At 71.6% G+C, this 22,055-nt stretch carries 17 protein-coding genes and 4 pseudogenes; 9 read left to right on the forward strand and 12 right to left on the reverse strand.

What is annotated here, in order from left to right; all coding sequences use genetic code 11:
- Positions 1-14: 14 nt before the first annotated feature.
- On the reverse strand, positions 15-335 hold the full coding sequence (locus M6G65_RS23640; RefSeq protein WP_192710783.1) for a PetM family of cytochrome b6f complex subunit 7: 321 nt from the start codon (positions 333-335) through the stop codon (positions 15-17).
- 176 nt (positions 336-511) lie between these two features.
- On the opposite strand from M6G65_RS23640, the pseudogene M6G65_RS23645 reads away from it, so the two are divergent.
- Both M6G65_RS23645 and M6G65_RS23650 read left to right on the forward strand, forming a co-directional pair.
- Positions 512-1,190: pseudogene (locus tag M6G65_RS23645) on the forward strand (HAD family hydrolase).
- Positions 1,191-1,583: 393 nt separating this feature from the next.
- Entirely contained in the window at positions 1,584-1,871 is a 288-nt protein-coding gene (locus tag M6G65_RS23650) for a hypothetical protein (protein ID WP_238196937.1), read from the forward strand.
- A 7-nt stretch (positions 1,872-1,878) separates the two neighbouring features.
- Here the strand turns inward: M6G65_RS23650 and M6G65_RS23655 are convergent, their stop codons facing one another.
- A complete protein-coding gene (locus M6G65_RS23655; RefSeq protein ID WP_238196936.1) occupies positions 1,879-2,604 on the reverse strand; it encodes an invasion associated locus b family protein in 726 nt (241 codons plus the stop codon).
- A gap of 105 nt (positions 2,605-2,709) precedes the next feature.
- Positions 2,710-3,006 carry a hypothetical protein gene (locus M6G65_RS23660; protein WP_238196935.1) on the reverse strand — a complete coding sequence of 99 codons (297 nt, stop codon included), beginning with the start codon at positions 3,004-3,006 and terminating at the stop codon, positions 2,710-2,712.
- 640 nt (positions 3,007-3,646) lie between these two features.
- On the opposite strand from M6G65_RS23660, the gene M6G65_RS23665 reads away from it, so the two are divergent.
- Positions 3,647-4,225, forward strand: coding sequence for a hypothetical protein (locus M6G65_RS23665; protein ID WP_250102954.1), 579 nt, complete (start codon positions 3,647-3,649; stop codon positions 4,223-4,225).
- 27 nt (positions 4,226-4,252) lie between these two features.
- Here M6G65_RS23665 and argH read toward each other — a convergent pair whose 3' ends face one another.
- On the reverse strand, positions 4,253-5,632 hold the full coding sequence (gene argH, locus M6G65_RS23670) for an argininosuccinate lyase (RefSeq protein WP_238196933.1): 1,380 nt from the start codon (positions 5,630-5,632) through the stop codon (positions 4,253-4,255).
- 42 nt (positions 5,633-5,674) lie between these two features.
- Here argH and tlpA point away from each other — a divergent pair, with 42 nt between their 5' ends.
- From tlpA to M6G65_RS23685, 3 genes and pseudogenes are all read left to right on the forward strand, one after another.
- Positions 5,675-6,316 carry a thiol:disulfide interchange protein TlpA gene (gene tlpA / locus M6G65_RS23675; protein WP_238196932.1) on the forward strand — a complete coding sequence of 214 codons (642 nt, stop codon included), beginning with the start codon at positions 5,675-5,677 and terminating at the stop codon, positions 6,314-6,316.
- A 55-nt stretch (positions 6,317-6,371) separates the two neighbouring features.
- Positions 6,372-7,576 (forward strand): annotated as a pseudogene (gene nhaA, locus M6G65_RS23680) (Na+/H+ antiporter NhaA).
- A gap of 157 nt (positions 7,577-7,733) precedes the next feature.
- Positions 7,734-9,491 (forward strand): carbamoyltransferase family protein, encoded by a 1,758-nt coding sequence (locus M6G65_RS23685; RefSeq protein WP_238196994.1) that lies wholly within the window; start codon positions 7,734-7,736, stop codon positions 9,489-9,491.
- A gap of 54 nt (positions 9,492-9,545) precedes the next feature.
- On the opposite strand, the gene M6G65_RS23690 is transcribed toward M6G65_RS23685, so the two are convergent.
- The 4 genes and pseudogenes from M6G65_RS23690 to M6G65_RS23705 all read right to left on the reverse strand — a co-directional run bounded on the left by M6G65_RS23690 (position 9,546) and on the right by M6G65_RS23705 (position 13,235).
- Positions 9,546-9,899, reverse strand: a complete 354-nt coding sequence (locus tag M6G65_RS23690; protein ID WP_192710773.1) for a hypothetical protein — start codon at positions 9,897-9,899, stop codon at positions 9,546-9,548.
- A gap of 262 nt (positions 9,900-10,161) precedes the next feature.
- Positions 10,162-10,839, reverse strand: a complete 678-nt coding sequence (locus tag M6G65_RS23695; protein WP_238196930.1) for a haloacid dehalogenase type II — start codon at positions 10,837-10,839, stop codon at positions 10,162-10,164.
- Between the two features lie 71 nt (positions 10,840-10,910).
- Positions 10,911-12,436, reverse strand: a pseudogene (murJ, locus tag M6G65_RS23700) (murein biosynthesis integral membrane protein MurJ).
- A gap of 199 nt (positions 12,437-12,635) precedes the next feature.
- Positions 12,636-13,235 (reverse strand): superoxide dismutase, encoded by a 600-nt coding sequence (locus M6G65_RS23705; RefSeq protein ID WP_238196928.1) that lies wholly within the window; start codon positions 13,233-13,235, stop codon positions 12,636-12,638.
- Between the two features lie 309 nt (positions 13,236-13,544).
- Here M6G65_RS23705 and M6G65_RS23710 point away from each other — a divergent pair, with 309 nt between their 5' ends.
- The gene (locus M6G65_RS23710; protein WP_238196927.1) at positions 13,545-14,372 is read left to right on the forward strand and encodes a hypothetical protein; all 828 of its coding nucleotides are present in this window, start codon (positions 13,545-13,547) and stop codon (positions 14,370-14,372) included.
- Between the two features lie 18 nt (positions 14,373-14,390).
- On the opposite strand, the gene M6G65_RS23715 is transcribed toward M6G65_RS23710, so the two are convergent.
- From M6G65_RS23715 to M6G65_RS23730, 4 genes and pseudogenes are all read right to left on the reverse strand, one after another.
- On the reverse strand, positions 14,391-16,106 hold the full coding sequence (locus M6G65_RS23715; protein WP_250102955.1) for a sensor histidine kinase: 1,716 nt from the start codon (positions 16,104-16,106) through the stop codon (positions 14,391-14,393).
- A gap of 156 nt (positions 16,107-16,262) precedes the next feature.
- On the reverse strand, positions 16,263-16,997 hold the full coding sequence (gene trmB, locus M6G65_RS23720) for a tRNA (guanine(46)-N(7))-methyltransferase TrmB (RefSeq protein WP_250104279.1): 735 nt from the start codon (positions 16,995-16,997) through the stop codon (positions 16,263-16,265).
- Between the two features lie 365 nt (positions 16,998-17,362).
- Positions 17,363-18,540, reverse strand: a pseudogene (metK, locus tag M6G65_RS23725) (methionine adenosyltransferase).
- A gap of 166 nt (positions 18,541-18,706) precedes the next feature.
- Positions 18,707-19,114 carry a helix-turn-helix domain-containing protein gene (locus tag M6G65_RS23730; protein ID WP_238196993.1) on the reverse strand — a complete coding sequence of 136 codons (408 nt, stop codon included), beginning with the start codon at positions 19,112-19,114 and terminating at the stop codon, positions 18,707-18,709.
- Between the two features lie 620 nt (positions 19,115-19,734).
- Between M6G65_RS23730 and M6G65_RS23735 the strand changes: the two genes are divergently transcribed.
- Both M6G65_RS23735 and M6G65_RS23740 read left to right on the forward strand, forming a co-directional pair.
- On the forward strand, positions 19,735-20,544 hold the full coding sequence (locus tag M6G65_RS23735) for a thermonuclease family protein (RefSeq protein ID WP_238196924.1): 810 nt from the start codon (positions 19,735-19,737) through the stop codon (positions 20,542-20,544).
- A 5-nt stretch (positions 20,545-20,549) separates the two neighbouring features.
- Positions 20,550-22,019, forward strand: coding sequence for a M48 family metalloprotease (locus M6G65_RS23740; protein ID WP_238196923.1), 1,470 nt, complete (start codon positions 20,550-20,552; stop codon positions 22,017-22,019).
- Positions 22,020-22,055: the final 36 nt, after the last annotated feature.

Genomic DNA, 22,055 nt, shown 5'->3' on the forward strand with positions numbered 1-22,055 from the left:
GGCGCCGCGCGCGATCAGGGCTTCGTCAGGAAGCCGATCGGCTCCCGGCCCGGCTGGCCGAGCCAGAGCAGCACCGCGCCGAGGCCGAGCCCGATCAGCGAGACCGGCGCCAGGGTGAGCGGCAGGCCGAGGATATGCCAGAGCCAGGGCGCCGCCCCCTCGACACTGCCCTGCAGGGCACCGGCCTTGTCCTTGAACAGAGTGGCGATCACGTCGGAGAGCGGCGTCACCCGCAGGCCGTTATTGGCGATCGAGCGGGCGCCGTCATACACCAACGCGACGAAGCCGCCGGCCATCAGAAGAAAGCCCAGGACGCGGGCCAGGAAGCGGAACATCGCGGGGCCTTCGGAGCCTTGCCGGTGAGCTTTGCCTGCGCGCCCCGGAAGGCGCCCGTCACGGGAGTATGGGTCTCGGACGCCCGGTGCAAGCGCCGCGGCCACGCGGTTGCTGGTCCGGTGAGCGCGTGCCACAGGGTCGGCCGGCGGCGGAAGGCCGTGCGGGGACGGTCGGATTGAACACGCGCGCGACGAATCTCAGCCTCGTGATCTTCGATTGCGACGGCGTTCTGGTCGACAGCGAGCCGCTGAGCCTGGCCTGCCTGACGGCGGGCCTCAACCGCATCGGCGTGGCGATCGATCTCGCCACCGTGCGGGCGCGCTTCACGGGCACCTCCATGGCCTCGATCATGGCGCATATCGCGGCGGATTACGGCATCACGGCACCGCCGGGCTTCGTCCGACGCGGTCAAGGCCGAGACGCTGGCCCTGTTCGACACCGAGCTGAAGGCGATGCGCGGCGTCGCCTCGGCGGTCTCCGGCCTGGGCCTTCCGGTCTGCGTGGCGTCGAGCAGCGACCCGGTCCGCCTGCGCCACTCCCTGGGCCTGACCGGATTGCTGCCGCTGTTCGGCGACCACGTCTTCTCCTCGGCGCAGGTGGCGCGGGGCAAGCCGTTCCCCGACCTGTTCCTGTTCGCCGCCGAGCGTATGGGCGCCGAACCCGCTGCCTGCCTCGTGATCGAGGACAGCGTCCCCGGGGTCACGGCCGCGAGGAGCGCCGGCATGCGGGTCGCGGGCTTCACCGGCGGCGGCCATTGGGGGCACGATCCGGCCGGCAGCGATCTCGTGCGCGCCGGGGCCACACCCATCTTCTCGGATTTCTCCGACCTCGCCGCGGTGATCGGCGGCCCCTGAACGGTCTCACCTCCGGGGGACGCAAACAGCACCGGCTTCCTGCCAAGCGCGACCGCAAAATCGGAAACCCGTTCCGTTGACGTCCCGCGGCCGCACCTCCATCTTCGAGGGCGCCGGAGGAGAGCCCGCTCCCGCTCCGGCCGCGGTGATTTGAGAAGCGTAGCTTGCGCCGCGTCATCAAACGCTAAAGCACTGCGACGGCCCCGTGCCGCGCGGTCCTTCAGTCTGGAGGACATCCGATGACGAGCCGACCTCGTTTCCTTCGTAACCCGCTCCCGAACGCGCAGGGCTCCCGCGCCGATCGCCGGCGCTGTCGACGCTAGACCGCCGACGATCCGCAGCCCGCATCGCGATCCGACCAGGCGTCACGCCGGCCCAGGGAGTGTCCACCCCATGCAAAGTCTCCACGCAGACCTCAGGCTCGAAGACCGCCTCAGGCCCGAAAACCGCCTCGACGCCGCCGAACCCGCCCGGGTGATCGAGATCGGCGAGATCACCGCCGGGATCGCCGTCCCCGAGGGGCGCGGCGTGCGGTTCTTCTCATCCGCGCGCGATTTCGACGGTCTCGACGGGGCCGTGTTCCGCACCGCCGAGCAGGCCGCCCGCGCGGCCCGGGCGCGCGTGAGCACCCGGTCCCGGACGGCGGCGCGGCGGGATCAGCCGCGTCTCCGGCACGCCTGAGCGGCGGCTACTTGCTGCACTCCTCGCGGGTGCGCTTCATCGCCTCCGAGAACCCGCCGAGCGCGTACTCGTCGCTCGTCGGGCTCCCCCGCATGGAGGTGGTCTTGATGATGAGCTTCGGGTTGCGGGCACTCATCTCCGAGACGACCCGCGCCTCCTCGGCCGGGTTCTGCAGCCAGGCGTTCCCGTCCTTCACCACCAGGCCGTAGCGGCTGGCGCCGAGATTCAGGCTTGGGTCGGTGGGGGCGGCGGCCGAGCCGGGCTTGACCTGGGACGCCGCCGGCTTCGACGGGAAGCCCAGCATCACCGCCACCTCGTTCTGCACGTTCTCGCCCTTGCGCACGCTCACGAACAGGTAGGCGGTGTCGCGCTTCAGGGTCTTGGGCGAGCGGGTCTGGGGCTGGGCGATGGCGTAGCAGAGCTTGTTGCGGCCGTCGCCGTTCACGAACACGTTCCAATCGCCGAAGATCGCCACCGGCGTCGCCTGCTGCATCCCCGGCGGCGTCGCCGTGGACTTCTCGGCCCGCTTCGGCCGCTCGCGGCCGTGCCGGCGCCCCCGCCGTCCGGAGGTGGCCTCGCCGGACGCCGCCGCATCGGGCGCGGCCTCCTGGGCCTGTGCGGCTGTCACCGTCAGGGCGGCGCCGCCGACGAGCCCGCCGGTGAGACCGGCGGCGAACCCGGATGCGAGCAGGGTGAGGGCTCCGACCGGGAGCAAGCGGGAGACGCGGACCATCTTCACTTCCTGACGACGGGCGGCTCCGTCAGGAACCGCACCGGGGATCGGGATTAGTGAAGCTTGCGTAAAGCGTCGGCAAGATGGCGACGCGTCTTCCAGTGTTCAGAGCGCGCGGGCTTCCGCGGCCCGGGCGGCGATCACGGCGGCCGGCACGGCCACCGGTTCCACGGCGGCCGCGATGGGCCCGGGGATCGCGTTCGGCTGCGCGGGGACGACACGCGTCGGCGCGGCCTCCTTGCGGGGCGGATCGTTGTAGGGGGTGTTGTAGCCCTTGCGCACGGCGGCCCAGTAGGACTCACGCGACAGGCCCGAACCCGTCAAAGCGGCATCGACCATGGCCGTGGCATGCGCCGCGAAATCCGGCACGTCCTCCGGGTTCAGCCAACTCTCGACAGGCATCCTGCGAACTCCGATCCAAACGGCGAAGCTTCTAGCTGAACAGACTTAGCCAGAGGCTGAACGCGCGGGTCGGGCGATGGTTGCGATGCACAATTCCGGTGATGCCCTGTGGGTAAGTGGGTCGGGCTGGGGCCGGGCGCGGAAGGACGCGGGCCCGTCGACTCGTCACAGGATGGACTTGATCGCCAATCTCACGGCACGTCGCAGAGATCAGAATTAACTCCCGACGGCCAGAAAGCAGTTGGTCGAGCATCCCCGCGCATCAGTTCTGTCCGGATATTTCGACCAGGCATTCGCCCCAAATCGCGGAATGAAATCTTTTAAGACTGGACATAAAGCTTACCGCAGGGCGCGATCCGGATCACATTTCTGGCTCGATGCCTCGTGAGTCTGGCGATCGACATGGAGGCCGCTCGTCGAAGCGGTAGGGCCGCGATGGTGGGAATCGTGAACGGCGTTCTGTCGGTTTCGTTGATTCAGCGCGCTCAGGCGCCCGCCCACGCTTCCGTCGCGGGGGCGACGGCGGCGCTGGCCGGTCCGGCCAGCGCCGCGTCGGGGCCGTTACGCTCTGCCAGGCGAGCCGAGATGGAGAGCCTGCTGGCGTCCCTGGCCGTGGCGCCGACCGGCATCCGCCCTGGCCGTGGCGCCGACCGGCATCCGCGACATGGCGGCCCGTCTGCTCCAGGAAGCGGAGCGGAAGCTGGTGCGGCTCCGCGCGGAGGCTCAGGCCGCGCGAGCGGCGGGCGACCGCAAGGCGGCCGAGCGTATTGCCCGGGAGCTGGTCGTGCTGGCCCGCCAGATCGCCGACGCCGCGCAGGACTACGCCGTCGCGGAGGCCGCGCCGGACTTCGTCTCGCCGGCCCTGGCCAAGGCCGCCGCGCGGACCCGTGCCGAAGGCGGCGCGGCGCCCGCGACTCTGGTCGGCGAGGCCGAGGCGGCGGTGTCCGACGCGACGCAGGCCGCTGCGGCAGAGGGTGATCCCAGCGCGGACAGGCTGGATCCGCGGGAGGCGGCGGGTGAAGCCGCGTTGTCCCAGCCGGCGGATCGCGAGCCGGTGCCCGGCAGCCCGGTCACGCGCGGGTCGGGCAGCGCGGAGGACGAGAGCGTCCCATGTATGGCCCACCGGCTTCTCGAAGCGGCCGAGGCGCTGCTCGGCGCGATGGAGCAGCTGGCGGGCCGGCGATCATCCCGGGCCCTCCGCACCGATCAGCCGCTCTGACCGACGGTTGCCGAAGACCGGATCCGGTCAGGCCAGCCGCTCGATCCAGCCCTGCGCCTGCGCCCGGACGTTCTCGGGCGCGGTGCCGCCGTAGCTGGTGCGGCTCGCCACCGAGTTCGCGACGCCGAGCACAGCGTAGACCGCGTCGGTGATGCGCGGCTCCGCCTCCTGCATCTCGGCCAGCGACAGCTCTTCGAGTCCCACGCCCTTGGCGGAGGCTGCGCCCACGAGGCGGCCGGTGACGTGATGCGCCTGCCGGAACGGCAGGCCGAGCTCGCGCACCAGCCAGTCGGCGAGGTCGGTGGCGGTGGCGTAGCCGGAGCCGGCGGCCTGGGCGAGCACCTCGGCGTTGGGCTCCAGATCCTGCACCATGCCGGTCAGGGCGGCGAGGCACAGGGACAGGGCCTGGAGGGCATCGAACGTGCCCTCCTTGTCCTCCTGCATGTCCTTCGAATAGGCGAGCGGCAGGCCCTTCATGACGATCAGCAGGCCGGTCAGCGCGCCGATGATCCGGCCGGACTTGGCGCGCACCAGCTCGGCGGCGTCGGGGTTGCGCTTCTGCGGCATGATCGACGAGCCGGTGGTGAAGCCGTCGGACAGGCGCACGAAGTTGAACTGGGCCGAGGTCCAGACCACCAGCTCCTCGGCGAAGCGCGACAGGTGCACGGCGCAGATCGAGGCCGCCGCGAGCGCCTCCAGGGCGAAGTCGCGGTCGGCGACCGAATCGAGCGAGTTGGCGGTCGGCCGGTCGAAACCGAGCGCCGCCGCGGTGGCGTGCCGGTCGATCGGGAAGGAGGTGCCGGCCAGCGCCGCGGCGCCGAGCGGGCACTCGTTGAGCCGCGCCCGCGCGTCGCGGAATCGGCCGCGGTCGCGGGCCAGCATCTCGACATAGGCGAGGCAATGGTGGCCGAAGGTGACCGGCTGGGCCGATTGCAGATGGGTGAAGCCCGGCATCACGGTGTCGGCGTGCTTGAGCGCCGTCTGGCTGAGGGCGCGCTGCAGGTCGGCGGCCTGCTGGTCGAGGGAGTCGAGGGTGTCGCGCACCCAGAGCTTCATGTCGGTGGCGACCTGGTCGTTGCGCGAGCGCGCCGTGTGCAGGCGGCCGGCGGCCGGGCCGACGATCTCGGTCAGCCGGCTCTCGACGGACATGTGGATGTCCTCAAGCTCGCGCTTGAACGTGAAGGTGCCGGCTTCGATCTCGTCGCGCACGGACTTGAGCCCGGCCTCGATTGCAGCCACATCCTCCGCCGGCAGGATGCCGGCTTGGCCGAGCATCGCCACATGCGCCAGCGAGCCGCGGATATCCTGGGGCGCGAGGCGCTTGTCGAATCCGATGGAGGCGTTGATCTCCTCCATGATCTCCGCCGGGCCGCTCGCGAAGCGGCCGCCCCACATCCGGTTGCTCATGTCGATCCTTCCGCGCCCTGAACGCCCCGGCAGGCAAAGCTGATGCCCGGCCGCACACCCATCCTGGCCGGCGCGGGCGTCGCCGCGCTCGCCGTCCTTGGGCTCGCCCTATACGGGAGCGGTCTCGTGCCCGGCAACACGGGCGGCGCCCTCCAGCCCTGCGCCGCCGCCAAGCCGGCTTTGGCCCGGGTCGACGCGGCATCCAAGGGCGAGGTCGCCGCCATGCAGGCGCCGCCGCAGGCCCGGCCCGCGCCCGACATCCGGTTCAAGGGCCCGGACGGCGCCGAGACCGGGCTCGCGGACCTGAAGGGCCGGCTGCTCCTCGTGAATCTCTGGGCGACGTGGTGCGCCCCGTGCAAGGCCGAGATGCCGGCCCTCGCCCATCTTCAGGCGCAGCTCGGCGGACCGGATTTCGCCGTGGTGGCGATCAACGTCGACACCCGCAACCTTGAGAAGCCGCCGGAATGGCTCAAGCAGGCCGGCATCCGCGACCTCGCCTTCTATGCCGATCCCGGTGGGCGCGTCCTGCCGGCGATCCAGCGCGACACCCAATCGCCCGGCCTGCCGACCACGATGCTGATCGACGCCCAGGGCTGCACCATCGGAGTGATGAAGGGGCCGGCCGCGTGGTCGAGCCCGGACGGGCTGGCGCTGATCCGCGCGGCCCTTGGGCGGACGTCGTAAGGGTTTCGGGCCCGGGGGCTTGTACCAGCTCAGGATGCGCGGCAAGCCCCCGCCGATGACATCGCCCCAGCCTTCCGGCCGCGCGCTCCCGAAGCGGCGCCCGCGCCCGCTCTCGGCCATCCGCACGATGCTCGCCAGCGAGGCTGCGGGCGGCTTGATCCTGATGGCGGCGGCGGCCCTGGCGCTAGTGGTCGCCAACGGCTCCTTCGCCGGGACCTACGCGCACGCCCTCCACGCCGAACTCGGGCCGATGAGCGTGCAGCACTGGATCAACGACGGCCTGATGGCCGGCTTCTTCCTGCTGGTCGGGCTGGAGATCAAGCGCGAGGCGCTCGACGGGCGGCTGCGCACCTGCCCGACCGGGTCCTGCCGGGCTTCGCGGCGCTCGGCGGCATGGCGGTGCCGGCCGGGTTCTACGCGCTGGCCAATCTCGGCGCCCCGACCCTGCGGGGCTGGGCGATCCCGGCGGCGACCGACATCGCCTTCGCGCTGGGTGTCCTGGCGCTTCTCGGGTCCCGCGTACCGGTGTCCCTGAAGATCTTCCTCAGCGCGGTCGCCATCGTAGACGATCTCGGCGCCGTGGTGGTGATCGCGCTGTTCTACAGCTCGGGGCTCGATGCCACGATGCTGGGCCTCGCCGCCCTCGTGCTCGCCGGCCTCTACGGCCTGAACCGGGCCGGCGTCGCACGGCTTCCGGCCTACGGGCTCCTCGGCCTCGTGCTCTGGGTCCTCGTGCTGCGCTCCGGGATCCACGCCACGATCGCGGGCGTGCTGCTGGCGCTCACGATCCCCATCCGGGTCAGTCCCGGCAAGCCGGAGCACGCGCACTCGCCGCTCCATCGCCTCGAGCACGCCCTCGCGCCCTGGATCACCTACGGGGTGGTGCCGATCTTCGGCTTCGCCAATGCGGGCGTGGACCTCGCCGGCCTGACGCCCGACGCCCTGCTCCAGCCTGTGACCCTGGGCATCGCGGCGGGCCTGTTCCTGGGCAAGCAGACCGGGGTGTTCGCCAGCCTGCGGCTGGCCGTCGCGCTCGGGCTGGCCACGCGCCCGGCCGGGGCCGGCTGGGGTCAGGTCTACGGCGTCGCGGTTTTGTGCGGCATCGGCTTCACCATGAGCCTGTTCATCGGCGGCCTCGCCTTCGCGGATCCGCAGCACGAGACCGCCGTGAAGCTCGGCGTGCTCGCCGGCTCGGCCCTGTCGGGGCTCGTCGGCGCGGCGATCCTGCTGCTGGCCAAGCCGCGCATCCCCGCGGCCTGAAGCGCCGCTCGTCCTTGCGAGCGGAGCGAAGCAATCCAGGGACTCACCACATCCAGAGATCGCGCGCTGCCCTGGGTCGCTTCGCCGACGCGCGCGATGCCGGTGTCGATCAGCTCCGGGGTCCGCTGCGGGCAAAAATGCGCTACCCCGCTTGCGCATGCGCTTCTATCTCGGCCTCGCCACCACCTTCCACGATCCTGCCCTCGCCCTGGTCGGGCCCGACGGCACGCTGCTCTTCGCCGAGGCCGCCGAGCGCATCCTCCAGTACAAGCGAGCGCCGAACTGCGAGCCGGACGCCCCCATCCGGATGGCGTCGCTGCTGAAGGACCACGTCCCGCCAGGCTCCGAGCTCGTCATTGCCTCGACCTGGGGCCCGCAATTCAGCGACTTCCTGCGGGGCCAAGCCGGCGCCGGCGCCTTCGACCTGATGGCGCTCGCCGCCCACACCATGGCGCTCAACCGCTCCTTCGTGCCCGAGCAGGCCGAGCGGGTGTTCATCGCCGACCTCCACGGCGCGCAGGAGCGAGCCGGCCACGGCACCCTGCTGGCCCTCAACCAAGAGGCCCGCATCACCGGCGCGGCGCCGCGCGCGACGATCGCCGGGCAGCGGCGCTACCCGCACCATCTCTGCCACGCCGCCTACGGCCTCTGGGGCAGCCCGTTCGACGACGCCACCGCCCTGGTGGTCGACGGCATGGGCGAGACCGGCGCGTCGGCGATCTACCGGTTGCAGGATGGCCAGATCACCGAGCTGCGCCGCCACCGCGGGCGCGGCTCGCTGGGCTTCCTGTACGGGCTGATCACCGACCTCGCCGGCTTCGACCAGGTGAAGGGCGAGGAGTGGAAGATCATGGGGCTCGCCCCCTACGGCCGCGCCGATCCGGACCTCGCGGCGCTGCTCGGCCGGCTCTGCACGGTCGAGGGGCACCGCCTGCGCTACGCCGACGCGGACACGATCCGGGCGGTGGCCGCGGAGATCTGCGCCCGCCGCCCCGCCGACGCCCTGGAGAACGGATGGGCGGACCTCGCCCGCTGCGGCCAGGACCTTTTTGCGACTTTGATGGACGCGCTGGTGGCCGAGGCGCACGCCCTGGCGCCGTCCGAGAATCTCGTGATCGCCGGCGGCTGCGGTCTGAACTCGTCCTATAACGGCCGGGTGCTCGGCCGGTCCGGGTTCACCCGGCTGCACGTCCCCTCGGCCCCGGCCGACGACGGCAACGCGGTCGGCGCGGCGTGGCTCGCCTACGCGGAGGACAATCCGGGCTCGGCCGGTCCGCCGCCCGCCGCCCGGCCGCTCACGCCCTATCTCGGCTCGCGGGTCTCCACGGCGCCGATGGAGCGGCTCGCCGAGCAGGAGCCGCGGGCCAAGCGCGTCGGCCACGCGGAGGCGACCCGCGCGGCGGCGCGGATCCTGGCCGCGGGCGGTCTCGTCGGCTGGGTGCAGGGCCGGGCCGAGTTCGGGCCCCGCGCGCTCGGCAACCGCTCGATCCTGGCCGACCCGCGGCCGGAGGGCGCCAAGGACGCGCTCAACGCCAAGGTGAAATACCGGGAGGGGTTCCGGCCGTTCGCGCCGTCGATCCTGGCCGAGGCCGGGCCGGACTGGTTCGAGGATTACGCCGACAGCCCCTACATGGAGCGGACCCTGGTCTGGCGGCAGGCGGTCCGCGCCCGGGTGCCGGCCGTGGTCCACGAAGACGGCACCGGCCGGCTCCAGAGCGTCACGGCGGAACGCAACCCGGCCTACGCGGCGCTGATCGGGGCCTTCGCGGCGATCACGGGCGTGCCGATCCTGCTCAACACCAGCTTCAACGTCATGGGCAAGCCGATCCTCCACGGCGCGGAGGACGCGATCCTGATGTTCTACACCTCCGGCCTCGACGCCCTCGTGGTCGAGGATTGGCTGGTGGTGAAATGAGAGACGCCGCGCCCCCGGGGGACGCGGCGCCGATCGCGCAAACGGGGCGGAGACTTACTCGCAGACCTCGACGCGGCGATAGGTGAACTCGCCGTCTCCGAGCCACTCCTTGCGGCGCTCGTAGTGGCAGATCGGACCGCGGCGCTCGCGCACCACGACGGTCTCGGGCTCCTCGACCACGACGCGGCGCGGGCGGTACTCCGGCGGGGGCGGCGGCGGGTTGGCGCCGTTGACGAGGGCGCTGCCCACCACGCCGCCGACGACGCCGGCCGCGAGGCCGCCGACGATGGCACCCGTCTGGTCGCGGGCGGTGGCCGGAGCGACGGCCCCGAGCACCAAGGTGGCGGCGAGGGCGGCGGCCCCGGCGCGGATCATCGTGAAGGAACCGTTCAAGGACACGCGAAACATCTCCCGTTCGTGTTGAGGATGATCCAACACCGGGAGGATTAAAAATCCGCGAAGCGGTCCAATTCGATTGTGTACCAGATAAGCCGCGGCGCGATCTCTGACGGCGACGTTATCCGCCTCGTCCTTGCGAGCGCAGCGAAGCAACCCAAGGCAGCGCGACAGCGCGGAGCCTGGCGCAGCTGGATTGCTTCGCTGCGCTCGCAAAGACGGTCCTACCCCTTGCAGCTTGCCCCGAGGTCGGGGACTTGGTCGCGCCCTCCCCTCAGAGCAGCCCGTCGAGAGACGTGACCACGTTCGTGGGCGCGAGGTCGGCGTACTCGTCCGGCAGCCCCCGTCGGTTGACCCAGGCGGTCCGGAATCCGAAGGCGCCCGCGCCCGCCACATCCCACCGGTTCGAGGAGCAGAACAGCACGTCCCCCTCCCCCACCGCGAGCCGGATCAGGGCGATCCGGTAGGCATCGGGATGCGTCTTGAACACCTGCGCGTCGTCCACCGACAGGACCGCGTCGAGATGGTCGGCCAAGCCCGCCGAGGCCACGGCCCGGTCCACCATGGCGGCGTTGCCGTTGGTGAGCACCGCGGTGCGGATCCCGCGCTTGCGCAGGGCCGCCAGCACGCCCGGGACTTCCGGGTAGGCGTCGAGGTCGCGGTAGGCGTCGAGCAGCCGCTCGCGCAGGCCGGGATCGACCTGGGGGTGGACGGCCAGCGCGTAATCGAGGGCCCGGACGGTGAGATCCCAGAAGGCGGCGTAGCGGCCCATCAGCGACAGGGTCCAGCTGTATTCCAGCTGCTTGTTGCGCCAGACCTCGGCGAGGTGGACCGCGTCGGGCCCGACCGCCTCCGCGTAGCGCTGGACCGCGGCATTCACGTCGAACAGCGTTCCGTAGGCGTCGAACACCGCGGCCTTCACCCCCGCGAGCGGTCCTCTGGCATCGGTCATGGCGTTCCTCACTGGGTGCTCTCGCCCGATCTGGGGCCGGGACGCGCGGCGGCGAGCCCGGCCCGGTCGTCTCAGGCCCGGCGCAGGCGCAGGCCGAACAGGTGCAGCAGGCCCGCCAGCAGGCCGCCATAGACCGCCGCGCCGGCCATTCCGAGCACCGCGAGCACCACGATCTCCCGTCCGTGCGGCAGGTCCGGCACCAGGGCCTGGGCGAGCCCCTGGCCGTAGACGGCGACAGCGGCGAGCCCCAGGCAGGCGAGCAGGACACCCGCGACGGTCAGGCCCAGGGTGCGTCCCGGCGCCGTCCAGTTCCGGCGCTTGGCCAGGACGAGCAGCAGCAGCAGGTTGACCCACTGGCTCACCGCGGTGGCGAGCGCCGGCCGGTGACGCCGTAGGGGCCCGTGAGCCAGAGCTTCAGCGCGACGTTGACGCCGATCGCCGTGAGCGAGGCCCAGAGCGGGGTCTTGGTGTCCTGGCGGGCGTAGAAGCTCGCCACGGCGCTGCGCACCAGCACCACGGCCGGGAGCGCGAACCCGTAGGCCGCCAGCACCGCGGCGGCCCGGGCCGAATCCTCGGCGCTGAACGCCCCGCGCTGGAACAGGGCCGCCATGATCAGGCCCGGGATGGTCAGGAACGCCACGGTGAACGGCGCCGACAGGGCGAGCGAGAAGCCCGCCGCCCGGTTCTGTGCCGCGTGGGCGCCGGCGACGTCGCCGGCGGCGATCCGGCGGCTCATTTCGGGCAGCAGCACGGTCCCGGCCGCGATGGCGATGACGCCGAAGGGCAGCTGGTAGAGCCGGTCCGCGTAGTAGAGCGCCGAGACCGCGCCGGTCGGCAGCCAGCTCGCGATGATCGTGTCGGCGAAGGCCGCGATCTGGAACCCGGCCGAGCCGATCACGGCCGGCCCGAGCACCGCGAAGAAGCGTTTCAGCGCCGGGTCGAGCCGCGGCACGGCGAGATCCGGCATCACGCGGACCCGGCGGCAGCCCCACCACAGGAGGCCGAACTGCAGCACGCCCGAGACGGCGACGCCCCAGGCGGCCGCGTAGGCGGCGTTCGGGAACAGGAAGCTCAGGCCCAAGGCCGCCAGCATGGCGAGGTTGAGCAGGACCGGGGCGCCCGCCGCCACCGCGAAGTGCCGGTGGGCGTTGAGGATGCCCGACAGCAGCGTCACCAGCGTCATGAACAGCAGGTACGGGAAGGTGATGCGGGTCAGCGCCACCGCGAGCTGGAAGCGCTCGCCATCCTCCGCGAAGCCCGGCGCCAGGGCATGGACGACCCAGGGCATCGCCGGCAGGGCGAGGTTGAGCAGCACGAGCTGCACGATCAGCATCAGGGTGAAGACCCGGTCGGCGAAGCGGTGCGCGTCCCCCGGGGCACCCGCCTCGGCGAGGCCGGCATAGGCCGGCACGAAGGCGGTGTTGAACGCGCCCTCGCCGAAGATCGCGCGGAAATGGTTCGGCAGCCGGAACGCGACCACGAAGGCGTCGGCCATGGGCCCGGCGCCCATCACGGCGGCCATCACCACGTCGCGGGCGAAGCCGGTGACGCGCGAGACCAGCGTCCAGCCGCCGACGGACAGGATGGAGCGGATCATGGTTCCGCGCGCTGCCGGGACGGTGTCTCCCACCGCGGAGGCGGGGCGGTGCGCCTCGGGAATGTCGCGGATGTCGCTGGAAGGGAAATGGCCGGACCCTTTGCACCGGGTCATCCGGCGTCGGGCGCATCAAGAGCCGGTTTCAGCGGCCACCTCAAGGGTGCCGCGGACACAAAGCCCGCGGCACCGGGAAAACGCCTCAGCGGGTCGCCTCGGCGTACATCTTCTCCACGTGCTCCCAGTTCACGAGGTTCTCGATGAACGCCTTGAGGTAGTCGGGCCGGCGATTGCGGTAATCGATGTAGTAGGAGTGCTCCCACACGTCGACGCCGAGGATCGGCTTCGCGCCGTGCACCAGCGGGTTCTCGCCGTTGGGGGTCTTCATGATCGCGAGCTTGCCATCCTTGACGGCGAGCCAGGCCCAGCCCGAGCCGAACTGGCCGATGCCCGCCTGGATGAAGTCCGCCTTGAACTTCTCGGCGCCGCCGAGATCCTCGTCGATCTTCTTGGCGAGCGCACCCGGGATCGCGCCGCCGCCATTCGGCTTCATCCACTGCCAGAAATGGATGTGGTTGTAGTGCTGGCCGGCGTTGTTGAAGAGCGGCTGATTGGTGTTGTAGGCGGCCTTGACGATCTCCTCGACGCTCTTGCCCTGAAGATCCGTGCCCTCGAGCAGCTTGTTACCCGTATCGACATAGGCCTTGTGGTGCTTGTCGTGGTGAAACTCGAGGGTCTCCTTGGACATGTACGGCCCGAGGGCATCGTACGCGTAGGGCAGTTCCGGCAGGGTGAAGGTCATCGCGTCTTCTCCGCTTGGCTGGGGACGGTCTCGCCCCCGGCGGGGCTCCCGAGTCGAGAGCCCGCTAGGTAAGTCGAGGGCCGCGAGACGGCAACGCCGTTCCGGCCCGACGGCGCGCGAAGTTCCGGGGATGACGCGGGGATGATATCGGCGCGACGGGACGGGGTGCGCCGCGGTCGCACACGGACAACCGAGATAGCCCGGTATCCCGAACAATTTCGCCGCTTAATTTTGCAATATGACGGCTAGGCCTTACTGTGCGCCATGCTTTGAGCGCCGGCGGTGAGCCGGCCCGTGCCAGAGAGTATCATGATCGCTGCGCTGTTCGCGCTCGCCGCCGCCATGATCATCGGGGGCTGCGCCGCCGTGATCCAAGGCTTCCCGTATGTCCGTCTGGAGAGCGGCCTCGCGATGGTGATCGCGGGCTCGGTGGCGGCGTCCTCGGGTGCGGTGCTGCTCGGGCTCGGCGTGCTCGCCCTCGCCTTCCGGCGGGTCGAGCGGGCGATCGGGCAGGTCCCGACCTCCGCGGGTCGGGACGCGGCCGGAGCCGCGTCCGCGGACGACAGCCGGACCCGGCTCCCGCCCGTCCTGCCCGCCGCCCCGGCCTTCATCGTGCCGTCGGTGGTCGAGCCGCCGTTCGATCCCGAGCGGCCGCGCATCGAGCCGAGCCTGGAACTCCGGGCGGACGAGATCGCCGCACCGGCGTCCGTACCGCTCGCGGCCGAGCCGCCGAAGCCTGTCGAGCCCGAGCCGACCCCGCTGTTCCCGATGCCGCCCGTCACACGCGATGAGCCGGCCATCGCGCCCGAGCCTGAGTCCAAGCCGGAAGCGCCGCAACCCGCGCGGGCGATCGCCCCCGAGGACGATCTGTTCGCCGCCCCCGAGGAGCCGCCGGAGCCCAAGGACGAGCCGCCGTCCCTGCGCCCGAGCCTCGACACGGTTCCGGAGCCTGATCCGAAGCCGGAGACGCGGACCGTCGTCGGGCGCTATGCCTCGGGCGGCAACACCTACGTGATGTTCGAGGACGGCTCGATCGAGGCGGAGACGCCGCGGGGACGCTTCACGTTCGCGTCGCTCGACGAGCTGAAGGCCTTCGTGGATGGCGGCGGCGAATCCGGGGCCCGGGGCGCCGCCTGACGGCCGGCCGCAGGCCCCTCAGACCAGCGGGTTGAGGCTGTCGTTGCGCGGCGGGATCGGGGCCCGCATCGTCAAAGAGAAGCCGCCGGGCGCGTAGTCGGTCGTCACCTCGGCCTGGACCTGCGCGATCAGGACCCGGTGCAGCAGGCGCGATCCGAAGCCCTGGCGGCTCGGCGGCTCGACTGGCGGACCGCCGCTCTCGCGCCAGGAGAAGCGCAGCATCCCGGCCGGTCCGCCGGGCTCGAGCGACCAAGCCACCGCGACCCGCCCGGTGCGGTTGGAGAGCGCCCCGTACTTCGCGGCGTTGGTGGTGAGTTCGTGGATCGCCATCCCGATCGGCACCGCGATCTCGGACGGCAGATCGATGGCCGGCCCTTCCAGAGAGATGCGGCCCTCGGCGCCTCCGTCCGAGTCGACCTCGGCATAGGGCTTCAGCTCGTTGAGCAGGAGGTTTTCGAGCGAGGCCGTCTGCCACGTGGCCTCGGTGAGGACCGAATGGGTGTGGGCCAGGGATTTGATGCGCCCGACGAACGCCTCGTAGAAGCTCTCGATGCTGGACGCGGTCCGCGCGGTCGAGCCCACGATCGCCTGCACGGTGGCCAGCGTGTTCTTCACCCGGTGGTGCAGCTCGCGGATCAGGAGGCTCTGCCGCTCCTCGGCGAGGCGCCGGTCCGTCACGTCCGCGACCACGCCGATCAGGCGGCGCGGCAGCCGGCCGGGCGCGTCGCGCTCGAACCGGCCGGCCATGTCGATCCGGCGCCAGGCCCCGTCGGACTTGCGCCGGATGCGCCCGCTGATGTGCAGGTCCCCGTCCTCCCGCAGCGCCTGCGAGATCGCCCGGCGGACCGCGGGGCGGTCGTCCGGGTGGAGGATGTCGTTGAGGAATTCGTTCTTGCCGATCGTGCCGTCCTCGGGCGCGTGCCCGAAGATCTCGTACATGTGCTCGTTCTCCCAGATCGCCTGGTCCTCGAGCATGTGCCACTCGAAGATGCCGAGCTTGGCGATCGTCGTCGCCACGCGCAGGCGCTGGTCGCGGGACAGGATCTCGTCCCGCGCCTCGACCCGGGTCGTGATGTCCTGGATGACGCCGACCATGCTGACCGGCTCGCCATCGGGACCCGGCACGGCCTCGCCCCGCACCCGCAGGATCACCGTCCGCCCGGCGACCGTCGTCGGCGTGTCGAACTGGTAGGGCTCGCCGCTCTTGGCGGCCGCCGCGGCGACCGTGCTCAGGCGCACGAGCTCCGCCTGCGACAGGCCGGTCTTCAGTTCCGCCCACGACACGGAGCGTCCCGGCGGACGGCCCAGGATCCGCGCGGCGCGCCGCGACAGGGTGAGAAGCCCCGTCGCCCGGTCCCAGCGCCACTCCCCGAGGCCGGCGGCCGCGAGGGCCTCGCGGTTCGCCTCGGAATGGGCCGCCGCATCCACGTCGACGGGCTCGACCACGAGCGTCGTGCCGGTGCGCCGGACGCGGACGTCGAGGGCGCTGCCATCCGCGCGCCTCCAGAATTGCAGGCCGTCGCGGAGGCCTCCGGGTCCTTCGTTCAGAAGCTCGGCCGTCGCGTGCCCGGCCAACGTGCCCGGCGCCCAGCCGAGGAGATCGTGCAAGGCCCGGTTGGCGGCCACGATCAGGGTCTCATCCGCCGATAGCACGACGAGGCCGATCGCGGCCTCGCCGAAGCCGGTGCGATACGGGTCGCCCGGCGCCGGGCCCTGCCCCACCGTCTCGTTCACGCGGAAAGATCCTCGAACGCGCCGTGGCGCGGTCCCGTCGGCGATACGCCCCCTCCCCGGCACGGTCGTCGACCGCACCGGCCTTTCAGGATGGCGTCCGAGCGTGACTGTTGCAAGGCACGCCCGCAAGGCCTGCGGCGACCTGCCCGCACGAACTCAGCGCGGGACCCGCGAAAATTCCAGGTAGGTCGGCCGCCGGCCCGCCTCCAGCGCCTTGGCCTCGTAGCGCGTCCCGGGCCAGCCCGGGAAGGGCTGCGTCCAGTCCGGCGCGCCCCGCGCGGTCCAGGTCAGGACCGGGCAGCGCGCAGCCCTCGCCAGGGTCCAGCCGGCGTAGTCGCCGATGTCGCTGGCGAAGCGGAACAGGCCGCCATCCTTCAGGACGCGGCCGATCTCGGCGAGCGACGCGTCCGAGACGAACCGGCGCTTGCGCTGGCGCCGCTTGGGCCAGGGATCGGGATAGAGCAGGTAGACTCGCTCCAGGCTGGCATCCGGCAGGCGCGCCAGCAGGGCGGTGACATCCTCGTCGCGGATGCGGACGTTGCGCAGACCCCGCTCCTCGATGGCGGCGAGCAGCTTCACCACGCCGTTGACGAACGGCTCGGCCCCGATGAAGCCGATGCCGGGATGCGCCGCGGCCTGGGCCGCGAGGTGCTCGCCGCCGCCGAAGCCGATCTCCAGCCAGACCGCGTCCGGCGGGCTCGGCAGGGCCGGGAAGAGCGTGCGCGGATCGAGCGGCGCGTCCTTCTCCGGAAGGACGATGCGCAGGGCCGGCAGCAGGTCCGCCCGCCGACGCTCCTGCTGGCCGCGCAGGCGCTTGCCCTTGCGCCGCCCGAAGAAGGCGCGCTCCGGCTCCTCGGCCGTGTCGGGCGAGCGTCCAGGGATGTCTGACATGGGCACGGTGTTACGTCGAAGGGATCTCAGATCCGGAAGCGAGCGTCTCCGCGGCACGGGACGGCGTCCCGCGCCGTCGTTCCGGGGTCGCCACAGGTGAGCCCGGACCCGGAGGGGCACGCCGGAGCCGGGCAACCCAGACCCGCAGGTCGTGCCCGATCGTGGCGTATCGGCGCGTCCGGATCCCGGGCTCCGCTGCGCGGCCCCGGGATGACGAGGTGGCTGTCCGCGCTGTTGGCGCCGCCCGGAGACGGGACGCCCCGCCTACGCTGAACCTGCGTCACGCCGGCCGCGAGCCGGCGCTTCGTTCTCCAAGGACCCGGACCTGCCGCGCAGGTCCAGGCTCACGCAGCGCGGCGCTGCCCTCAGGCGAGGGCCGACTTCAGCTTGTCGGCGAGGTCGGTCCGCTCCCAGGAGAAGCCGCCATCGGCCTCCGGCGCGCGGCCGAAATGGCCGTAGGCGGAGGTGCGCGCGTAGATCGGCTTGTTGAGGCTGAGCGCCGTGCGGATGCCGCGGGGCGACAGGTCGATGGCGTCCATCAGGACGCTCTCGAGCTTGGCCTCGTCCACCGTGCCGGTGCCGTGCAGGTCGACATAGATCGACAGCGGCTTCGACACGCCGATCGCGTAGGCGAGCTGGATCGTGGCGCGACGGGCCGGCCCGCGGCGACGACGTTCTTGGCGAGATAGCGCGCCGCATAGGCCGCCGAGCGGTCGACCTTGGTCGGGTCCTTGCCCGAGAAGGCGCCGCCGCCGTGGGGGGCCGCACCGCCGTAGGTGTCGACGATGATCTTGCGGCCGGTGAGGCCGGCATCGCCGTCCGGGCCGCCGATCACGAACTTGCCGGTCGGGTTGACGTGCCAGACCGTGCCTTCGTTGACCCAGCCCTGCGGCAGGGCCTTGCGGATGTAGGGCTCGACGATGGCGCGCACGTCGGCCGAGTCCAGGGACTCGTCGAGGTGCTGGGTCGAGAGCACGATCTGGGTGACCTCGACCGGGCGGCCGTTCTCGTAGCGGACCGTGACCTGGCTCTTAGCGTCGGGACCGAGCTTGGCGGCGTCGCCCTGCTTCGCCTTGCGGGCGTCGGCGAGGTCCTTGAGGATCTTGTGCGCGTAGAAGATCGGCGCCGGCATCAGCTCGGGGGTCTCGTCGGCCGCGTAGCCGAACATGATGCCCTGGTCGCCCGCGCCCTCGTCCTTGTTGCCGGCGGCATCCACGCCCTGGGCGATGTCGGCCGACTGGGCGTGCAGGTGGATGGCGACGTCGTTGTTCTTCCAGTGGAAGCCCGACTGCTCGTAGCCGATGTCCTTCACGGCCTCGCGGGTCAGGGCCTCGAGATCCTTGAAGGTCACCGAGTCGGGGCCGCGCACCTCACCGGCGATGACGATGCGGTTGGTGGTGGCGAGCGTCTCGACGCCGAGCCGCGCCTCCGGCATCGCCGAGAGATAGGCATCGACCACGGTGTCCGAGATCCTGTCGCAGACCTTGTCCGGGTGCCCCTCGGAGACGGACTCGCTGGTGAACAGGTAGTTGGAACGCGGCATCGGACGGCCTCGGCTCGAGAGGTACGCCGTCGCGATTGCGGCGTTTGACCCTTCATGGGACCGGGGTTCTCGCACCCGCCCCGAGCATGGTCAAGATGACCGAACGAACGGATCCGCTAAAACGGACGATATGGATTAAAAACCGTCCGCCGCTGAGCCGTTGAAATCAACCGCCGAGCTTGGACTCCAGCGTCCGGATGGCATCGGCGACGTCGCGCCGGGCTTCCTCGGAAAAGTTCTCGGTGATGTGCCGGCCCACGACCTCGGCCAACCGCTTCAGTCCGCCTTCGGACAGGGTGGACTGCTCCTGCTCGGCGAAACCCGGCGCGATGAAGTCGTCGGTCCGCGGCATGCCCTTGAAGAAGTAATCCATCGGGACGCCGGTCATCCGGGAGAAGATGTCGAGGTGAACGGCACTGATTCGGTTCGTGCCCTTCTCGTACTTCTGGAGCTGAGCTGCAGACATACCGAAGCTCTGCGCGACGCGACGTTGCGTGAGGGACGCCTTGCGTCGCTGCTCGGCGATGCGTTGCCCGACATAGACGTCGCGCTGATCGGTTTTCTGACCCGCCATGAAGAGCTCGTCCACCCCCTGCCATGATTCCCGGCAGCAAAGCTTAGCGCGGGCCCAGGATCTTGTCACCGGGAGGCACGCGACACGGTGAACGATTTGCGCGCCGCGCGAGGACGCACCACGCAGGCGGGCAAAATCTTGGTGTCCCCGGCAGGGCTCGAACCTGCGACCCCAGGTTTCATACCACTTCGACTTTCGCCGCCGCGGCCCGGGGGTCGCGTTCGTGGCCTGGACTATCCCTTCACCATGGGCCGGACCTGTGCCCGACCGTTAGGTGCCGCCCGTCTAGTCTCTACACCTTCCCGAAGGACGCAGGCGCGCCGCGCGGGCTTGGCTCGGGATCGGCAGGGCTCCGGACGCCGCAGCGCCGGTACCTGAAGCTTTCCCCGACTTTGAGCGGATCCGCCGCGCGGTTTCCCGACGCGACGCCCAATTCGACCTGTTTAGGAAACCTGTGCTCTGTCCAGCTGAGCTACGGAGACGACCACTTTTTCCATAGCACCCTCCCCGCGTCAGGCCAACCGCGCCGGGTGGACAGCGGCCGGTCCCGGGGCATGATGCGCCCGGGGGGTTCGATGGTCGGGACGGTAGGGCCAGCGGAGCGGCGGGACCGGGCGCCGATGGCGACGGCGTTCGTCATGGCGGCGCTCGTGATGGCGCTTGCCGCGCCCGCCCGGGCGGCCGGCCGAACGGGGACCGCGGCGTGCTTGGCAGGGCCGGCGCGGTTGGAGGTTCTGGACGGCGTCGGCCCGCGCGGGGAGATCCGCTTGGCTTCCGGCGCCCGCGTGGTCCTCGATTCCCTGCGCTGGCCGGAGGCGTCCGACCTCGCCGGGGAAGCGCAAGCCTGGCTCGACGCGCGTCGGGGTGCCCGTCTCACCGTCATCCCGCGCGGCGAGCCCGACCGCTGGGGCCGGGAGCGGGCCGACATCCAGGTCGGGGATAACGACGACCTGGCCGGCGGCCTCATCGCCGCGGGCCTCGCCTTCGCGGACGCGAACGAGGCCGATCTGCTCTGCCGTCCGGCGTTGCGCCTGCTGGAAGCTTCCGCGCGGGCGCGCGGGCTCGGCCTGTGGCGCGGGCCCGTCCTGTCGGCGACCGACGGCGCGGCGCTCCGAATCGCGTCGGGGCGCTTCGCCGTCGTGGAAGGCCGCGTGCGCCATGTCGGCGAGCGCGGCGCCCGGACGTATCTCGATTTCGGCGCCCGCGGCGCGGACGCGTTGACGGTCACCGTATCGAAACGCACTTGGCGAATGGTGCGCGCCCGTGGTTTGAGTGCGGCCTCGCTCGAGGGCCAGTCCGTGCGCGTGCGCGGCGTTCTGGAGGTCTGGCGCGCTCCGATTCTGGAGGCCGCGGCCGACGCCATCGAGGTCCTGAACGAGGCGGACCGGCCGGAGGCCGGGCCGGAGGGGGAACGGGGGCTGCGGCGCTGATCGCGATGGGCGGGATCACGGAGCGATTTCGGTGGGCGGGGCGTGTCCCGCTCGGCGCTGTGGCACTCTGTGCCTTGGCCACGCTGCTCGGCGCCTGCGTGGCCGACCAGACGGAGGCGACCGTGCGGCCGGCCGTCGTGCGGGTGCCCGCGGAGGCGCCGCGCACCACCGGCCGCGAGCGCGTCGCGGATGCCGACCACCTCAAGCTGGTGGCCTCCTTCGGCGGTGAGGCGCGCGCCCCGAACGTGACGCGGATGCTCACCGAGGTAACCGATCGCCTCGTGAAGGCGAGCGACCGGCCCGACCAGACCTACGTGGTCACGCTCCTCGATTCGCCGGTGGTCAACGCCTTCGCGCTGCCGAACGGGCGGCTCTACGCGACCCGCGGGCTGGTGGCGTTGGCGAGCGACACCTCCGAGGTGGCGGCCGTGCTGGCCCACGAGATGGCGCACGTGACCCTCAGCCACGCCACGGCCCGGAGCGAGCTGGAGCTGCGCTCGGCCCTCGTCAGCCGGGTCGTGGTCGACGTGCTGAACGATCCCGATACCGGCGCCCAGCTGCAGCACCAGTCGCGCTTCGCGCTGGCGCGCTTCTCCCGCGAGCAGGAGCTGGAGGCGGACGCCACCGGCGTGCGCACCCTCGCCAAGGCCGGCTACGACCCGTTCGCGGCCGGCCGGTTCCTCACCGCGCTCAACCGCTCGACCGGCCTGAAGGCGGGCAGCGCCACCGAGCCCGACATGCTGGCGACCCATCCGGGGACGGCCGAGCGCATCACCCAGGTCACCCGGGCGGCTCGGCGCATCGGCGCGCCGGGCATCGGCACCGACGACCGCGCGTCCTACCTCGCCGCCGTGGACGGGCTCGCCTACGGCGACAATCCGCGCGACGGTGCCGTGCGCGGCCATCGCTTCATCCATCCCGGCCTCGGCATCGCCTTCGAGGTGCCGGAGGGCTTCACCCTGGAGAACACGCGCTCGGCCGTGCTCGGCACGATCCCGGACGGCAGCCGCCGCCTGCTGTTCGACCAGATCGACGCGAAGGAGGGGCAGCCCCTCGACGCAGTGCTGAAGGCGAGCTGGAACGACGCCTTCGACCCGGCCGGCTTCGAGACCCGGGAGGTTGCCGGCCACCCGACGGCCTTCGCGCTGTCGCGCGGGAAGGACTGGACCTTCCGCCTCGCGGCCATCCGGATCGGCGATTCGACCTACCGGATGATCATGGCCGCCAAGGGCGCGGCCGACCCCGATCCGGCCTTCCGCCGCTGGACCGCGACCCTGGTGGCCGTCTCGCCCGACGAGGTGGTCCTGCGCCCGCTGCGGCTGCAGGTGGTGCAGGCGACCTCGACCAGCGCCGAGGACCTCGCCCGGCGCATGATGGTGCCGGACCGGGCGCTCGACCGGTTCCTCGTGCTCAACGGCCTGGAGCGGGGGGCGCAGCTGGTCCCGGGCCGCAGCTACAAGATCGTGGCGGAATAGCCGCCTTGCGCGGCGGCGGCTTGTGCCAAGCGTGGC

Source organism: Methylobacterium tardum (assembly GCF_023546765.1).
In the GTDB taxonomy this organism is placed as follows: Bacteria; Pseudomonadota; Alphaproteobacteria; order Rhizobiales; family Beijerinckiaceae; genus Methylobacterium; species Methylobacterium tardum.

What these genes read in the sequence shown, in the direction of transcription:
- M6G65_RS23640 (WP_192710783.1), bottom strand. Translation starts at nt 335, where the DNA reads ATGTTCCGCTTCCTGGCCCGCGTCCTGGGCTTTCTTCTGATGGCCGGC.
- M6G65_RS23650 (WP_238196937.1), top strand. Translation starts at nt 1,584, where the DNA reads ATGCAAAGTCTCCACGCAGACCTCAGGCTCGAAGACCGCCTCAGGCCC.
- M6G65_RS23655 (WP_238196936.1), bottom strand. Translation starts at nt 2,604, where the DNA reads ATGGTCCGCGTCTCCCGCTTGCTCCCGGTCGGAGCCCTCACCCTGCTC.
- M6G65_RS23660 (WP_238196935.1), bottom strand. Translation starts at nt 3,006, where the DNA reads ATGCCTGTCGAGAGTTGGCTGAACCCGGAGGACGTGCCGGATTTCGCG.
- argH (WP_238196933.1), bottom strand. Translation starts at nt 5,632, where the DNA reads ATGAGCAACCGGATGTGGGGCGGCCGCTTCGCGAGCGGCCCGGCGGAG.
- tlpA (WP_238196932.1), top strand. Translation starts at nt 5,675, where the DNA reads ATGCCCGGCCGCACACCCATCCTGGCCGGCGCGGGCGTCGCCGCGCTC.
- M6G65_RS23685 (WP_238196994.1), top strand. Translation starts at nt 7,734, where the DNA reads ATGCGCTTCTATCTCGGCCTCGCCACCACCTTCCACGATCCTGCCCTC.
- M6G65_RS23690 (WP_192710773.1), bottom strand. Translation starts at nt 9,899, where the DNA reads ATGTTTCGCGTGTCCTTGAACGGTTCCTTCACGATGATCCGCGCCGGG.
- M6G65_RS23695 (WP_238196930.1), bottom strand. Translation starts at nt 10,839, where the DNA reads ATGACCGATGCCAGAGGACCGCTCGCGGGGGTGAAGGCCGCGGTGTTC.
- M6G65_RS23705 (WP_238196928.1), bottom strand. Translation starts at nt 13,235, where the DNA reads ATGACCTTCACCCTGCCGGAACTGCCCTACGCGTACGATGCCCTCGGG.
- M6G65_RS23710 (WP_238196927.1), top strand. Translation starts at nt 13,545, where the DNA reads ATGATCGCTGCGCTGTTCGCGCTCGCCGCCGCCATGATCATCGGGGGC.
- trmB (WP_250104279.1), bottom strand. Translation starts at nt 16,997, where the DNA reads ATGTCAGACATCCCTGGACGCTCGCCCGACACGGCCGAGGAGCCGGAG.
- M6G65_RS23730 (WP_238196993.1), bottom strand. Translation starts at nt 19,114, where the DNA reads ATGGCGGGTCAGAAAACCGATCAGCGCGACGTCTATGTCGGGCAACGC.
- M6G65_RS23735 (WP_238196924.1), top strand. Translation starts at nt 19,735, where the DNA reads ATGGCGACGGCGTTCGTCATGGCGGCGCTCGTGATGGCGCTTGCCGCG.
- M6G65_RS23740 (WP_238196923.1), top strand. Translation starts at nt 20,550, where the DNA reads ATGGGCGGGATCACGGAGCGATTTCGGTGGGCGGGGCGTGTCCCGCTC.